The organism is Actinokineospora sp. NPDC051303 (genome assembly GCF_055586285.1).
This window is the reverse complement of record NZ_JBVJIN010000013.1, coordinates 42,382-56,884: the sequence shown is the minus strand read 5'-3', so window position 1 is coordinate 56,884 and position 14,503 is coordinate 42,382. Positions and strand designations below refer to the sequence as shown.

Genomic DNA, 14,503 nt, shown 5'->3' with positions numbered 1-14,503 from the left:
CTTCTGGTCCACTGAGTCGGCAGGCTCGCGCCGTGACCTTCTCCCCTCGGCTCGCTGTCGGCGCGGGTGTGCTGACCGCCGCGATGATCGGCGGTTCCGTCCCCGTGTCCGGCCTGTTGGTGGACTATCCGCTGCTTTCCGGGCAGTCCATGCGCTACGGCCTCGGGGCGGTGCTGCTGGCGGGCTGGGCGTGGGCGCGGCGGGCCCGTATCGGGCTTCCCCGGCCAGCGGACCTGCCCGCGCTGGTGGCGATCGCGGCGGTGGGGATGCTCGGGTTCAACGCCGCCATGATCGCCGCGCAGCACCACGCCGAACCCGGGCTGGTCGCCGCGGTGCTGGGCGGGAGCCCGCTGGTGCTCGCCGCCCTCGGGCCGATGCTCGCGCGTAAGAGGCCCGCTTTCCGCACTCTCGTTGGCGCGGCGGTGGTGGTCGCGGGGGTGGCAGTGCTGTCTGGCGGTGGCACCTGGTCCGGTCCTGGTCTCTTGCTGGCAGTGCTGACCATGCTCTGTGAAGCGGCGTTTACCTTGCTCGCGGTAAACGTGGTCCGCAGGCGCGGCGCCTTGCCGGTTTCCCTGTGGTGCCATGTGATCGCGACGGGCGGGGGTATCGCCTTGGCGACCTTTGTGGACGGTCGGGAGGCTTGGCGCGCGCCTACCGGGGCGGAGGTAAGCGCTTTGGCGGTGGTGGCAGTGCTGACCGTGGTCGCCTTCGTGCTCTGGTACCAGGCTGTCACCGTTCTCGGCGCGGACCGGGCTGGTGTCCTGATCGGCGCCATGCCGGTGGCCGGGCTGATCGTGTCCGTGGCGATGGGAGCGCAATCCCTTACGTGGACGGCGATAGTTGGCGTCCTGGTCGTCGGCGCGGGCGCCGCGCTCGGCCTGTTCAGCCCTCCCCACCAAACGAGGCGATCCACTCCAGCGTCTCGGCCACGTGCCCACCCAGCACCGCGCTGAGCACGATGCCTACCGGTGACGTCAGTGATCGTGATGTCCGGCATCCGCAGGGTCATAATCGCCGACCCTTCGTCGCTGTGCGCCCGGACCGTCCACGTCTTCCACGCTGGCCGCCAAGTAGGCGCCGGAAGGGGCGTGGCATGTGTGCGCTGGATCTGGGCACTGCGCGTTGACGTGAGAGTTTCCCGCAGCACTAACAGCGGCATCTGTGTGGAGTTGGCTTACGCGGACCGGGTTGCGGCGGTTCGTGATCCGAAGGACGTGAGCGGTTTGGCTCTGGTGCTGTCTGTGCTCGCTTTGTCAGCCCTGGTGAAGACCGCCAAGTAGGCAGATAGCCCGCTCGGGCCAGAACGCGGTGGCCTCGCTCGGGTGGAACCGTCAACCAGGCGCCGTGAAGGCGGCCCGCATGCGGGCCGCCTTCACGGTCTCGCTACTCGCCGATGACCGGTGGAGCGGTGATCTCGTCGGTGCCGAAGAGCGCGTCGGGATCAGCCTCCAACAGGTAGGACGGCGCCGTGCGCTCGCTGTCCTCCCCGCCTTGGCCACCGCCCCCGCCGCCGCCACCCATCGGCCCACCGGCTCCGCCCCGGCCACCGCCCGCCGCCGCGCCGCGGTTCTGCGCGCCATGCCCGTCGTCCGCGCCCATGCCCGCCAACGCCCCGGAACGCGGGCCCGCCCCGGAACCAGTGCCGCTCACACTGCCACCCGGGTTGTTCGGCCCGAAGCCGCCGCCCCCGCCACCACGCGCCCCGGAACCGCCCGGTCCGAACCCGCCGCCGCCCCGGCCCCCGGAACCACCCGGTCCGAACCCGCCGCCACCGCCGCGTCCGCCCGGTCCGCCACCGGGCCCCCGCAGCGAGTTCACCGGCGGCACCATCCCCGGCGGCTGCACCGGAATCCCAGACCCACCGGGCGGCCCGACCGGCGTCCGCCCCGGCCCAAGCTCCCCCGGCCCCGGCGTCGCCGCGGGCGGCGTCCACCCACTCGCGCCCGTCGACTGCGAAGGCCCCGTCGCCGGGTCGTCCTCCAGCAGGCTGCCCGTCGTCCGCCAAGCCGAGTCACTCCCACCGCCGTCGCCGCCCCCACCGGTCGTCGTCGGCGGCTCCCGCCGCGCAGGCGGGTCAACCCGCTCACTGGGCGGCGGCGCCGCTTCCTGCACGTCCACCGCACCCGGCGGCGGGGCCATCTCCCCGAACTCGGTGGGCATCCCACCCCCGTTGTACCCGGAGGCGTCCTCGTAGGCGCGCATCACCGCGACGTTGTGCTCATTCGCCGCGTTGTACTCCCGCAGCTTGCCTTCGTAGTCATCGCTGGCCCCACCCAGGCTGGTCACATCGTCCCAGAACCCAGGTTCCTTCGGCTGCTCCGGAATCGGCTGCACCGAGTTCTTGGCCTGCTCGAACGAATCCAACTGCCGCGTGGTGAGGTCCTGCGCCTTCCCGAACTCCGGCGAGGCCAGCCGATGCTCCACCACCAGCGGACCCGCCCCCCGCTGCGCCGCTCCAGAGGCATCCCCTTGCCAGATCGAGTCCATGGATTTCGTCAGCGCCAACACGTCATCCGCGCATTGGTCGTACTCGGCCATCAACTCTCGCAGGCCATTAGCGACGCCGTGCCGCTTCTCCACTCCCTGAGGATTGTGGAAGTTGTCGAAAATCTGCTGTCCGGTAAGCCCCGTCACGTCACACCCCCTTTCTTACGACGCCTTCGGTATGTCAGAAGTCCATGTAGATTCCTCAACGGGGTACGGCCGTCTCATCCCCCGTTTTTCAAGGTGACGATAACCTGTTCGGCGATTTGCTTGATCTTGTCGTCGCAGGCTTTTCCTTTGGCTCCGCCGCGGGCGCCGACGCGGAAGGTGAGCTCATCGCGGACGCCGACGATCAAGTTGCAGTACCCGCGATCGCGGTCGTCGCTGCCATCTTCAAAGACCGCTGGGTAGCCGGTGACTGTGGTGGGTTCCCAGTAAGCGGCGAAGTTGGGGTTGGTTTCGTTCTCGCGGTAGTGGTCGGACAGGCCGCCCTCGTTAGTGGGCAGGAATCCGATACTGTAGTAGGCGCGGCCGTCAGGGCTGCGCCAGTAGCAGTGCGGGGTTTCCCTGACCACCTCTTGGGTGCCCTGGGGGGCGAAGCCCAAGGCGCTGGTTTGGGCACTGGTCAGCAGCGTGCAGGGTTTTTCCACGAAAGCGGCGGCGTCAATGGGGTCGGCGACTCGGGGTGCCCCATAGGTGTTGTCCGCTGTGGACGCGCTGCTGGTAGGGGCGCTGGATCCTGAGCTGGCGCCAGTGGTGCCGGGCGCGGGTGTGGGGGTGCCGTTTTCGGTGCAAGCGGTGAGCACGACGGCGGTCAGGGCGAGGCCGGTCAGGGTGAGAAGACGCATGGTGAGGTGTCAGGCTCCGTCGGCGGTGTTCATGGTTGTGGTGTTGTGGCCTTCGGTGTTCTCGTACTCGTGGCGGGCCGCGATGAGCGTATCGACGTACCCGCGCGCGTAGTCGTCCATGCTGCGATTGTGGTTGATCGCGGCTTGGATGCTGGCGCTGCTCGCTTCGGCTTCCCGCTTGCTCGCCTCGTCTCCGGCTAGTGGCTCGATCATGGCACGCGCGAACTCCAACTTCTGGCCGTTGACGGAGATCCGGTGGCTGAGGGCCTGCCACTGCTCGATCAGGCTGTCGAGTTCGGCGATGCTGGAGATGGCGTAGTGGCCGTCGCCGCTGGTGGGGGCGATGCCGGGGGTGGGGGCGCCGGGGAACAGGTGTCCCGGGATCTTGAGCAGCTTGCGGAGGGCTACCTCGGTCGCGACCTGTGTTTCGAGGTCGGCGGGTGCCGGTTCGGTTCCTTCGGGCATGGGTTCCCCCTTTGTGTGTGTCAGCGGTTGGTCAGGGTGCGGTGCATGTCGGTGAGGCGGGTGATCAGGGCGCGGTGGTCGGCGGGGGCGATGGTGAGGCCGGTGCCGGGGCGGGCGTGGCTGAGCCAGCGGCCGTGGACCGTGTCGATGTAGCGCAGGGGGTGGGTGACGGCCTGCCTGCGGCCGAGGCGGTCGCGGATCGCGGTGTAGAGGAGGCCGCTGCCGGTGGTGGGGAGTTCGGCGATGCGTTGGGCCAGGCGGACCTGTGGGGAGCCGCGGTGGGTGGGGGACGGCAGGTCGTCGGAGGTGAGGGTGACGGTGTTGCCTCGGCCGGGGGGCACGTCGGGGGTTTGGGCGACGAGGAGGGCGGCGAGGTCGTCGGGGGTGGCCTGGCGCAGGTGCACGGTGTCGCCGGTGCGGGTGGCCAGGACGGCGTCGCGGCCGGTGGCGGCGGCTAGGGCGCTGGTGGTGGTGTCGGCGGTGGTGAGCCAGCCGTAGAACTCGACGGCGGCTTTGCAGAGCAGGGTGAGGGTGGCGGCCAGGTCGGCGTCGAGTCGGCCGCGGCGGTCGAGCCCGCCTAGGCGCTGGATTTCGGCGCGGGCCTGGATGTCGGCGGTGTGCTCGGCGTCCCTGGGCTGCCAGGAGGCGGTGGGGGCCAGGGCGATGTGCGGTTCCCCGATGTTCTCCGCCTTGATGACTCTGGCCAGCGCCGACGCGGACAGTGTGATCGGTTTGTCGAGCACCGAAGCTAATCCCCCATGACCTCGTGGCGGTGTTTCCCGCGCGTGAGAGTACCGAGCACGGGAGACGGGCCGGTCGGGTTCCGCGAAAGCGGACTACCGGCCGCCGCGCGCCATGCGCAGGACGTCGAGGGCCTCGTCCAACTGCTGTTCGGTGAGCTTGCCCGCCGCGACATGGCCGCGTTCCAGGACGACCTCGCGAATGGTTTTGCGCTCCTTCAGCGACTGCTTCGCGATCGACGCCGCTTCCTCATACCCCAGGTACGCGTTGAGCGGGGTCACGATCGACGGGGACGACTCGGCGTGCTCGCGGAGGCGGTCGACGTTCGGCTCGACGCCTGCGATGACCTTCTCGGCGAGCAGGCGGGCGACGGCGGCGAGCAGGCGGGCGGACTCCAGGATGTTGCGGGCGATGACCGGCAGCATCACGTTGAGCTGGAAGTTGCCCTGGCTGCCCGCGAACGCCACCGCCGCGTCATTGCCGATGACCTGGGCCACGACCATCATCGTCGCCTCGGGGATCACCGGGTTGACCTTGCCGGGCATGATCGACGAGCCGGGCTGCAGGTCGGGCAGGGCCAGTTCCGCCAGGCCGGTGCGCGGGCCGGAACCCAGCCAGCGCAGGTCGTTGGCGATCTTGAACAGGGCCACCGCGACCGTCCTGAGCTGCCCGGACGCCTCCACGACCGAGTCCTGGGTGGCCTGGGCCTCGAAGTGGTCGCCAGCCTCGGTGACCGGGAGCCCGGTGACCGCGGCCAACTCCCGCGCCACCTCGGCGCCGAAGCCCTCGGGGGCGTTGAGGCCGCTGCCGACCGCGGTGCCGCCGATCGGCAGCTCGCCGAGCCGGGGCAGGGTCGAGCGCAGCCGCTCGACGCCGTGGCGGACCTGCGTCGCCCACGCGCCAGCCTCCTGGCCGAGGGTGATCGGCACGGCGTCCATCAGGTGCGTGCGGCCGGACTTCACCACGTCCGCCCACTGCGCCGCGCGGTCCTCGATGGCCGCGGCGAGCTGTTCCAGCGCCGGGATCACGTCGGCCACCACGGCCTCGGTCGCGGCGAGGCGCAGCGTCGTTGGGAAGGTGTCGTTGGACGACTGGGACGCGTTGACGTGGTCGTTGGGGTGCACGTCGCGGCCGAGGGCGCGGGTGGCCAGGGTCGCGATGACCTCGTTGGCGTTCATGTTGGACGACGTGCCGGACCCGGTCTGGAACACGTCGATGGGGAAGTGCGCGTCGTGCGCGCCGTCGGCGACCTCCTGCGCCGCCGCGGCGATCGCGTCGGCCACGTCGGGGGCGAGCACCCCCAGTCGCGCGTTCGCCCGCGCCGCCGCGGCTTTGAGCAGACCGAGCGCGCGGATCTGCGTGCGCTCAAGGCCCCGCCCGGAGATCGGGAAGTTCTCCACCGCGCGCTGCGTCTGCGCCCGCCACAGCGCCTCGGCGGGAACGCGGACCTCGCCCATGGTGTCGTGCTCGATGCGGAAGTCGCCCATACGTCCAGTTTCGTCCCGTTCTCCGGTTCGGGCATGGTCGTTCTCCCATAGGGTGGTGTGAGGACGCCCACCACGCGTGATTGCGAGGGACCGATGACCGCTCCCACCGAAGTCGACCTTCTCATCGTCGGCGCTGGCCCCACCGGCCTGTTCGCCGCGTACTACGCGGGGTTCCGCGACCTGTCGACGGCCGTGGTGGACTCGCTGCCGGAGCCCGGCGGCCAGATCACCGCGATGTACCCGGAGAAGATGATCTTCGATGTGGCGGGCTTCCCGGCCGTGCGCGGGCGCGACCTGGTCAACGCGCTGGTCGAGCAGGCCGCGCAGTGGAAGCCGACCTACCTGCTCGGCCGCCGTGCCCTCGCTCTGTCCGAAGTGGACGGCAAGTTCACCGTGGAGCTGGACGGCGGGGCGGTCGTCGTCGCCGAAGCCGTGCTCATCACCGCGGGCATCGGCGAGTTCACCCCGCGGCCGCTCCCAGCCGGCGACGGCTGGCTCGACCGGGGCATGGTGCACTTCGTGCCCGCCCTGGAGGTCCACCGCGGCCAGGACGTCGTCATCGTCGGCGGCGGCGACTCGGCGTTCGACTGGGCGCTGGCGCTGCACCCCATCGCCACCAGCGTCACCCTCGTGCACCGCCGCGCCAAGTTCCGCGCCATGCCCGCGACTGTCCGCCAGGTCGAGGGCCTAGGCGTGCGGATCATCACCGACGCCGAGGTAGTCGACCTACGCGGCGACGACGCCGGGCTCCAGGAAGTCGAGGTCGCGGTCAAGGGAGCCGAGAAGAACGAGGTGCTGCCCGCGCAGACCGTCGTCGCCGCCCTCGGCTTCACCGCCGACCTAGGCCCCATCGAGTCGTGGGGCCTGGAGATCGACCACCGCTCCATCTCGGTCGACTCCACCATGCGCACCGCCCGCGACCGCATCTACGCCGCGGGCGATGTGGCCGCCTACCCAGGCAAGGTCAAGCTCATCGCCACCGGATTCGGCGAGGCGGCCACGGCCGTGAACAACATCGCCGTGGCCATCGACCCCCAAGCGCACCTGTTCCCCGGACACTCCAGCAACGCCGAGTGACTAGCGCACGACCTGCACGGTGTCGCCGACCTTGAGCGCGTTGTAGAAGGCTTTGGCGGCGGCGGGGGACAGGTGGATGCAGCCGTGCGACTTCTCGGTCAGGCTGCCCTGGTGGAAGGCGATGCCGCCGTTGAAGAACACCGAATAGGGCATCGGGGCGTTGTTGAACACGCTGCTCTTGTGGTCGATGTTCTTCCAGCCGACCTTGAACGTCCCGGGCGGGGTCAGGTAGCCGGGGCGGCCGTGGGTGATCGGCACGGGGCCGTAGACGACCTTGCCGTCCTCCAGGAGCCATGACTGGTTCGCGGAGAGATCGATGCAGGCGTCGGCGGTGGCGGCACAGGGGGCGCCTTCGGCGGGCTGCGGGGCGGGTTTTGGCGTAGTGGTGGTCGGCTTCGGTTTCGGCTTGGTGGTGGGCGGCTTGGTGGTTGTGGGTGGTGTGGTGGTGGTCGTGGGTGGGGTGACGGTGGTGGTGGTGGTGGTGGTCGTCGGCGCGCTCGTGGTGGTTGTGGGGGTGGTGCTGGTGGTTTGTGCCAAGGGGGCGCCCTGGCTTGTGCCGCATGCCGACAGGGCGGTGACGGCTAGGGCTGCCAAGACCAGTTTGTTGACCTGCATGTTCGGCTCCTCGCCTGCGGGCAGGCCCCCAGCGGCCTGCGCGTCCCACTACCCACTCGCCAGGAAGACGATCGTGGGATCGCTGAGGTTGTCTGCTGGTACTGATCTGTGATCTGGGGGTTGGCTCGGGTCTGTCTGCTCGATGGGGTGGAGTGGTTTCTTTGGGGCCCCTACGAAGGAAGATCCCGTCGTGGGAAAGACGGGTGGGGAGCCTTCGGCCCCACGACCACGGCAAGTTTAGGGATCTTCCTTCACCCCCAAAGAAACCACTCCACCCCATCGAGCACTGGGCGAGCGCTGGTTCGGCCTGGCAGATGCTCGGGTGTGCTCCCTGCTCTGTTCATCTGGCACCTGGCGGAGCCGGCTCAGCCAGGCAGGAGAGCGGTTGCTGCTTCACCCCATCAAGCACTGGGTGGGCGAGGGCGTGGCTTCACGGGGGCGGGCGAGACGACCGGCAGGAGGGCGGGCACTCGGGCGTGTCGCTCGTGCCTATCAGGCACCTGGCAGGGGCAAGCCCATTCCCGACAAGCACTCGGGCCAACCCCGGCAGACTTGATGGGGCGGGCTGACCGGCTCCGCCTGCCAGACAGGCGGTGCGCTCCCGGCCGGCAGGCCCCACAACGGGCACTCAGCCGCGCCAACCACTGACCTCAAACGACCGCTTTCGCCGCCCCACAGCCCCCACAACAAAGCCCCACCCACCCTGGGGGCTGACCCCGCTCCAGTCTATCGGGGCAGGGCGACAATCCAGGCGAGAACGATCTTGCCTGTGGATAACTACCCTGAACTGTGGATAACTCACCGCCGTTGCCACCTCGGGATGGGTGTGGCCGTGTAATCCCGAGGTGGCTTCGGGTGAGTGTTACGGCAGCGGCGGGAGGGTGTCCTCTTCGTTCAGTTCCGCGAGGCGGTCGAAGTCGACGGAGGAGTATTCGCGGAGTTTGGTGAGGCGGTGGAAGCCGTCGATCATGCGGACGGTGCCGGACTTGGAGCGCATGACGATCGACTGGGTGGTGCAGCCGCCGGAGCGGTAGTGGACGCCGCGTAGGAGGTCGCCGTCGGTGACGCCGGTGGCGCAGAAGAAGACGTTGTCGCCGCCTACCAGGTCGTCGGTGAGCAGGACGCGGTCGAGGTCGTGGCCCGCGGCGATGGCCTTGGCGCGTTCCTCGTCGTCCTTGGGCCAGAGTTTGCCCTGGATGGCGCCGCCCATGCACTTGAGGGCGGTTGCGGCGATGATGCCCTCGGGGGTGCCGCCGATGCCCAGCAGCAGGTCGACGCCGGTGTTGGGGCGGGCGGCGGAGATGGCGCCCGCGACGTCGCCGTCGGAGATGAAGTGGATGCGGGCGCCTGCCTCGCGGACTTCCTTGACCAGGTTGTCGTGGCGCGGGCGGTCGAGGATGCAGACCGTCACGTCGGAGATGTCGGTGCTCTTGGCCTTCGCCACGCGGCGGATGTTCTCGGCGACGGGGGCGGTGATGTCGACGACGTCGGCCGCTTCGGGGCCGACGGCGAGCTTCTCCATGTAGAACACCGCGGACGGGTCGAACATCGCGCCCCGCTCGGCGACGGCGAGGACGGCGATGGCGTTGGGCATGCCCTTGGACATCAGGGTCGTCCCGTCGATGGGGTCGACGGCGACGTCGCACTCGGGGCCGTCGCCGTTGCCGACCTCTTCGCCGTTGTAGAGCATGGGCGCTTCGTCCTTCTCGCCCTCGCCGATGACGACGAGGCCGCGCATGGACACGGTGCCGACCAGTTTGCGCATGGCATCCACGGCGGCTTGGTCGCCGCCGTTCTTGTCGCCGCGCCCCACCCAGCGGCCAGCGGCCATGGCGGCTGCCTCGGTCACCCGTACCAGTTCCATCGCGAGGTTGCGGTCGGGTGCTTCCCGGCGGCGAGGCCCGTTGTGGCTGGTGGACGGGGTCGAGGAATTCATACTGCCTCCCGGTTCGGCGGGCGGTCTGGGAAAACAGACCAATCCTCATCATCTCAGACCCGGCGGTAACATCGCCGTGCCGCTCGTCACGGCGGCGGGGAGCCCCGCTCATCTCGGCGGCCGTGGCCTGCGACGATGGGCCGGTGGCGCAGACTCCCGAACCGCGCGCGGGCCGCGCGAATCACACGCTGCGGGACATGGTCCTGTCGCTGCTGGCGCTGCTGCTGATCATCGCCCCGCTGGTGGCGCTCAGCCGCGGCTGCTCGTTCAGCCCCGGCCCGCCCGACCCCGACCCGGCCACCGCGCCGACGGTCGAGGTGGCCGAGCACCTCGGGCGCGCGGCGGCGTCGGTCGACTTCCCGCTGCGGGCGCCGAAGGTGCCCGACACCTGGCGGGCCAACTCGTCCAGCACGTCGCGGGTGGAGTCGGTGTCGGTGGTCGTGCGCGCGGGCTGGCTGACTCCGGACCGGTTCATCCAGCTCAGCCAGTCCGCGGCCCCGCCGGAAGCCCTCCTGCCGGTGGAGACCGGACAGGCCGCGTCGGCGACCGGGACGGTGGACGTCGACGGCACGGTGTGGACGGAGTTCCCGGGCAGGCGCGCGGAAAAGGCGTGGGCGGCCGACCTGGGCGGAACCACCACGCTGATCACCGGCAGCGCCACCCCGGCCGAGTTCCGCGCCCTGGCCTCGGCGACGCTGACCGCCGAGACGCTGCCCAGGACGCGCTGACCGGAGAACGCCCAAGCGATCCGAAACGCTCTCCGACCGACTCGGCAGCCCTGCCCGCCGCCGATCCCGACAATCCAGCCCTGCCAGGAAGCGCACCAGCGACGCGGTAGTCGGCCGCGCCGGTCACCCCACTAGGCGAAGGTCCCGGTGTCGTCGTCGGTCGCCTCGGCCCGGGCCACCTCGACCACGCGCCGCGCTCCTGGCAGGCGTCCGGAATGGACGATCGGCTGACCAAGGTCTGGACCACCTTCGCCCGCCTCGTCCACTGGCCGAACCCCCTGCGGGACAAGGATTACCGGTCAGTTGTTCTCGGCTTCCGCAGCGGCCAGGGCCGTCTCGACCCGTTCCCGGGCGCCCGCGAGGTGCTTGTCGCAGATCTTCGCCAGCGCCTCGCCGCGCTCCCACAGGGCCAGTGAGTCCTCAAGGGACAGTCCGCCCGCCTCCAGCTTGGCCACCACGGCGGCCAGTTCGTCGCGGGCCTGCTCGTATCCGGGTTCAGTCACCATGTCGGGGTCCCCAGTCGGGTGTTGGCACGGGCCAGGGCGGTCGCGATCGCCTGGTCGTAGCTGATGAACGCCTCGGCGAAGTCGGCGCCGTCGCGGTCGGCCGCGGCTTCGACGATGCGGGCCTGGGCGCGGTGGATCTTGCCCTGGTCGCAGGCGCCGCGGGTGTAGGTCGTGGTCGCGCGAGACAGGTCGGTGAGCCGGTGCGGGAGCTGCCGCTTGCCGGGGGTGTCGCAGCCCGCCAGCAGCGCCGCCCAGCAGTCGGCGGCCGCGGAGTCGGCGCGCTGGGCCGTGGTGTGGACGTCGTTGGCCGCCGCGCCCGCCGTGGCGAGGGTCAGCGGCAGGAATGTCGGCTCACGGAAGGGCCTGGCCACCGCTAGCTCCCTTCGCCCGCCGGTTCCCGGTCGTCGGTCGCGACCGCGTGCAGGGCGCCGTCGGCGAGCCTGATGCGCAGACGTGAACCCGCTGGCGCGTCCTCGATCGAGCGGAGAACCCGGGGAATCCCGTCGGCATCGGTGTGCTGGACGACCGCATACCCACGGGCAAGGGTGGCGGCTGGCCCCAAGGTCGTCAAGCGGGCTTTCGTCGCGGTCAGGGCCGACTGCTCCTGGGCGAGCCTGCCGACCAGCGCCCGGCGGGCCCGGCCGACGAGTGAATCGACCTGTTCGGCCCGGCGCTCCAGCGGGGTGAACGGGTCGGCGAGCACCGGGCGGCTGCGGAGCTGGGCCAGCAGTCGCACCTCCCGATCCACCCATCCGTGCAGGGCGCGGCGGGCCCGGTCGCGTAGCTGGCGGACCCGCGCGGACTCCTCCGCGACGTCGGGGACCACGCGTTTGCCCGCGTCGGTGGGAGTCGAGCAGCGCAGGTCGGCGACGTGGTCGAGCAGCGGGGTGTCCGGCTCGTGGCCGATCGCGCTGACCACGGGGGTGCGGCAGGCGGCCACCGCGCGGCACAGGGCCTCGTCGGAGAACGGGAGCAGGTCCTCGACGCTGCCGCCGCCGCGGGCGATGACGATCACCTCCACCTCGCCGTCCTTGTCCAAAATGGACAGCGCGTCGATGATCTGCGGCACGGCGAGAGCGCCCTGCACGGCGACGTTCTCCACCCGGAACCGCACCGCGGGCCACCGCGCGGTCGCGTTCGCCAGCATGTCCCGCTCCGCCGCCGAGGCGCGGCCGGTGATCAGCCCGACCTTCGCGGGCAGGAACGGCGGGCGCCGCTTGCGCCGCGCGTCGAACAGGCCCTCCGCGGCCAGCAGCTTGCGCAGCCGCTCGATGCGCGCCAGCAGCTCGCCGATGCCCACCGCGCGGATCTCGTCGGCGCGCAGGCTCAGTGTGCCGCGGTTGAGGAAGAACGTCGGCTTGGCGTGCACCACGACCCGCGTGCCGTCGGTCAGCGGCGGCTCGTGCTGGCGCAGCAGCCCCGTCGAGCAGGTCACCGTCATGGAGACGTCGGCGGCCGGGTCGCGCAGCGTCAGGAACGCCGTGCCGGTCCCCGGGCGCGCGGAGATCTGGGTGAGCTGGCCCTCGACCCAGACCGTGCCGAGCCGGTTGATCCAGTCGGCGATCTTGCGGGCGACAGTGCGGACGGGCCAGGGGTCTTCCGCGGTCGGACCGGTCACGTCTGGTCGCGGACCGTCGCGATGCGGCGGGTCAGCATCCCCACGAACGACGGCCGGTTCTCACCGGCGCGCTCGTAGGTCAGCAGCTCCTCCAACTCGGCGAGGGAGAACGCGCGCAGCCGGGCGCGCAGCTGCGGCAGCGTGAGGTCGTCGTAGTTGGGCACGGCGGCCGGGGTATGGGCGATGGCTTGGCGCTCCTGCTCCCACGGGTCCTCGGTCGGCGCCTCGGCGGCGGCGTCCTCGGCGATCTCGGCGAGTTCGTCGGCGATCGCGGCGTCGTCGTCGGGCTCGGTGGCGGCCTTGTCGCTGTCGCTGGTCGGCTCGGTGACCGCATCGGGGAGCGTGGCGGTCTCGTTGTCGCCGTCGTCGGGCAGGGCCGCTGCGGCGGGCTCGTCATCGAAGTCGGCGAGGTCGTCCACGTCGGCGAGGTCGTCCAGCTCATCGAGTTCATCGAGGTCGGCATCGATGTCCTCGTCGGCGACCCGGTCGAACGCGGGGCGGCGGACCGCGCCGGGCGGCTCCTGGTCGACGTCCTCATCGAAGGTCGCCCACTCCGGACTCTCCTCGTCGGGGCGCAGCGCGGCCAGCGCCTCGTCGCCCTTGATCGCCAGTTCGGTGACGGTCTGCTGCACGCGCATCGACACCTGCAGGGCCTGGCTGGCCACGGTCACCGGCAAACCGGCGAGGCGGGTCGGCAGGTCGCGGGCCTGTTCGAGCGCGGTGGCCGCGAGCCCGGCCGCGACTCGCAGCGGCAGGGGGAGAGACTTCATGCCCCTAGCCTGCCTGAGTCCGGCCGATCTGCCCAGCGCCGGGCCGGGCCGCGGTCCACCCGAGACGCGGGCCACACCCCGGCCGTCGGGAGTGTCGGGCGGGTCACCGTACCCTGGTGGCATGAGTGCTCCGACCAAGCGCGTGTTGCTGGCCAAGCCGCGTGGCTACTGCGCCGGTGTCGACCGGGCCGTCATCACCGTCGAGAAGGCGCTGGAGACCTACGGCCCGCCGGTCTACGTGCGCAAGGAAATCGTCCACAACCGCCACGTCGTGGAGACCCTGCGCGAACGGGGCGCGATCTTCGTGGACGAGGCGGACGAGGTCCCCGAGGGCGCGATGGTGGTCTTCTCCGCGCACGGGGTGTCCCCGGCCGTGCACGAGCAGGCGGCCGAGCGCAACCTGCGCACCATCGACGCGACCTGCCCGCTGGTCACCAAGGTCCACTTCGAAGCGAAGCGGTACGCCAAGGAGGACTACGACATCCTCCTCATCGGCCACGAGGGCCATGAGGAGGTCGAGGGCACCGCCGGCGAGGCTCCCGAGCACGTGCAGCTGGTGGACAAGGCGGAAGACGTCGACAAGGTCGTCGTCCGCGACCCGTCCAAGGTCATCTGGCTGTCGCAGACCACCCTGTCGGTGGACGAGACGATGGAACGCGTCGACCAGCTCCGCGCCCGCTTCCCCGACCTGCAGAACCCGCCCAGCGACGACATCTGCTACGCCACCCAGAACCGCCAGGTTGCGGTGAAGGCGATGGCCCCCGAGTGCGAGCTGGTCCTAGTCGTCGGCTCCCAGAACTCCTCGAACTCCAAGCGCCTGGTCGAGGTCGCCGTCCAGGCGGGCGCGAACGCGTCGTACCTGGTGGACTTCGCCCACGAGGTGGACGAGTCCTGGCTGGACGGCGTCACCACGGTCGGCGTCACCAGCGGCGCGTCCGTTCCGGACAACCTGGTGATGGACCTGCTCGCCTGGCTGGCCGAGCGCGGCTACACCAGCGTGGACGAGGTCACCACGGCCAACGAGAAGATCCACTTCGCTCTCCCGCCGGAACTGCGCAAGGACCTCAAGCCCGCGGGCTGACCCCGCGGCACTCTCCGATGTGGCCCCAGGCCGCCGCCTGCCGACCCGGCACGCGGCGGCCTGCCGCGTCTCGGGGGCGCGGCGGTGGTTTGGGCGCCCGTCCCGGGGGCTGCTTTGGGTGCCGTCCCGGGGTGCGGCGCGTGCTTG

At 70.8% G+C, this 14,503-nt stretch carries 16 protein-coding genes; 5 read left to right on the top strand and 11 right to left on the bottom strand.

Annotation, left to right across the window (positions count from 1 at the left end; translation table 11 throughout):
* The first annotated feature begins 32 nt into the window (after positions 1-32).
* Positions 33-953, top strand: coding sequence for a DMT family transporter (locus ACZ6SD_RS12850; RefSeq protein ID WP_465317098.1), 921 nt, complete (start codon positions 33-35; stop codon positions 951-953).
* Positions 954-968: 15 nt separating this feature from the next.
* On the top strand, positions 969-1,280 hold the full coding sequence (locus ACZ6SD_RS12845) for a DUF397 domain-containing protein (protein WP_465317097.1): 312 nt from the start codon (positions 969-971) through the stop codon (positions 1,278-1,280).
* Between the two features lie 103 nt (positions 1,281-1,383).
* Here ACZ6SD_RS12845 and ACZ6SD_RS12840 read toward each other — a convergent pair whose 3' ends face one another.
* The 5 genes from ACZ6SD_RS12840 to ACZ6SD_RS12820 form a co-directional block, all read right to left on the bottom strand.
* The gene (locus tag ACZ6SD_RS12840; RefSeq protein ID WP_465317096.1) at positions 1,384-2,634 is read right to left on the bottom strand and encodes a hypothetical protein; all 1,251 of its coding nucleotides are present in this window, start codon (positions 2,632-2,634) and stop codon (positions 1,384-1,386) included.
* 74 nt (positions 2,635-2,708) lie between these two features.
* Complete coding sequence (locus ACZ6SD_RS12835) at positions 2,709-3,332, bottom strand: DUF3558 domain-containing protein (protein ID WP_465317095.1); 624 nt, start codon at positions 3,330-3,332, stop codon at positions 2,709-2,711.
* A gap of 9 nt (positions 3,333-3,341) precedes the next feature.
* Positions 3,342-3,797, bottom strand: coding sequence for a hypothetical protein (locus tag ACZ6SD_RS12830; RefSeq protein WP_465317094.1), 456 nt, complete (start codon positions 3,795-3,797; stop codon positions 3,342-3,344).
* A 20-nt stretch (positions 3,798-3,817) separates the two neighbouring features.
* Entirely contained in the window at positions 3,818-4,540 is a 723-nt protein-coding gene (locus ACZ6SD_RS12825) for an ESX secretion-associated protein EspG (RefSeq protein ID WP_465317093.1), read from the bottom strand.
* A gap of 93 nt (positions 4,541-4,633) precedes the next feature.
* Positions 4,634-6,025 carry a class II fumarate hydratase gene (locus ACZ6SD_RS12820; RefSeq protein WP_465317092.1) on the bottom strand — a complete coding sequence of 464 codons (1,392 nt, stop codon included), beginning with the start codon at positions 6,023-6,025 and terminating at the stop codon, positions 4,634-4,636.
* A gap of 93 nt (positions 6,026-6,118) precedes the next feature.
* Between ACZ6SD_RS12820 and ACZ6SD_RS12815 the strand changes: the two genes are divergently transcribed.
* Positions 6,119-7,102: an NAD(P)/FAD-dependent oxidoreductase gene (locus tag ACZ6SD_RS12815; protein ID WP_465317091.1), complete on the top strand. Its 984-nt coding sequence runs from the start codon at positions 6,119-6,121 to the stop codon at positions 7,100-7,102.
* Here the strand turns inward: ACZ6SD_RS12815 and ACZ6SD_RS12810 are convergent, their stop codons facing one another.
* On the bottom strand, positions 7,103-7,717 hold the full coding sequence (locus tag ACZ6SD_RS12810; protein ID WP_465317090.1) for a L,D-transpeptidase: 615 nt from the start codon (positions 7,715-7,717) through the stop codon (positions 7,103-7,105).
* 862 nt (positions 7,718-8,579) lie between these two features.
* Complete coding sequence (gene glpX / locus ACZ6SD_RS12805) at positions 8,580-9,653, bottom strand: class II fructose-bisphosphatase (RefSeq protein WP_465317089.1); 1,074 nt, start codon at positions 9,651-9,653, stop codon at positions 8,580-8,582.
* Between the two features lie 143 nt (positions 9,654-9,796).
* On the opposite strand from glpX, the gene ACZ6SD_RS12800 reads away from it, so the two are divergent.
* Positions 9,797-10,381, top strand: a complete 585-nt coding sequence (locus ACZ6SD_RS12800) for a DUF4245 domain-containing protein (RefSeq protein WP_465317088.1) — start codon at positions 9,797-9,799, stop codon at positions 10,379-10,381.
* 299 nt (positions 10,382-10,680) lie between these two features.
* Here the strand turns inward: ACZ6SD_RS12800 and ACZ6SD_RS12795 are convergent, their stop codons facing one another.
* The 4 genes from ACZ6SD_RS12795 to ACZ6SD_RS12780 are packed head-to-tail and all read right to left on the bottom strand — an operon-like array spanning position 10,681 to position 13,275.
* Positions 10,681-10,887, bottom strand: a complete 207-nt coding sequence (locus tag ACZ6SD_RS12795) for an exodeoxyribonuclease VII small subunit (protein ID WP_465317087.1) — start codon at positions 10,885-10,887, stop codon at positions 10,681-10,683.
* Positions 10,881-11,258 (bottom strand): sugar ABC transporter substrate-binding protein, encoded by a 378-nt coding sequence (locus tag ACZ6SD_RS12790; protein ID WP_465317086.1) that lies wholly within the window; start codon positions 11,256-11,258, stop codon positions 10,881-10,883. Before ACZ6SD_RS12790 ends, ACZ6SD_RS12795 begins: the two co-directional genes overlap by 7 nt.
* Positions 11,259-11,260: 2 nt before the next feature.
* Positions 11,261-12,505 (bottom strand): exodeoxyribonuclease VII large subunit, encoded by a 1,245-nt coding sequence (gene xseA / locus ACZ6SD_RS12785; protein ID WP_465317085.1) that lies wholly within the window; start codon positions 12,503-12,505, stop codon positions 11,261-11,263.
* Complete coding sequence (locus ACZ6SD_RS12780; protein ID WP_465317084.1) at positions 12,502-13,275, bottom strand: lipid droplet-associated protein; 774 nt, start codon at positions 13,273-13,275, stop codon at positions 12,502-12,504. Before ACZ6SD_RS12780 ends, xseA begins: the two co-directional genes overlap by 4 nt.
* Positions 13,276-13,396: 121 nt before the next feature.
* Here ACZ6SD_RS12780 and ACZ6SD_RS12775 point away from each other — a divergent pair, with 121 nt between their 5' ends.
* Positions 13,397-14,356 carry a 4-hydroxy-3-methylbut-2-enyl diphosphate reductase gene (locus tag ACZ6SD_RS12775; RefSeq protein WP_465317083.1) on the top strand — a complete coding sequence of 320 codons (960 nt, stop codon included), beginning with the start codon at positions 13,397-13,399 and terminating at the stop codon, positions 14,354-14,356.
* The last annotated feature ends 147 nt before the right edge of the window (positions 14,357-14,503 follow it).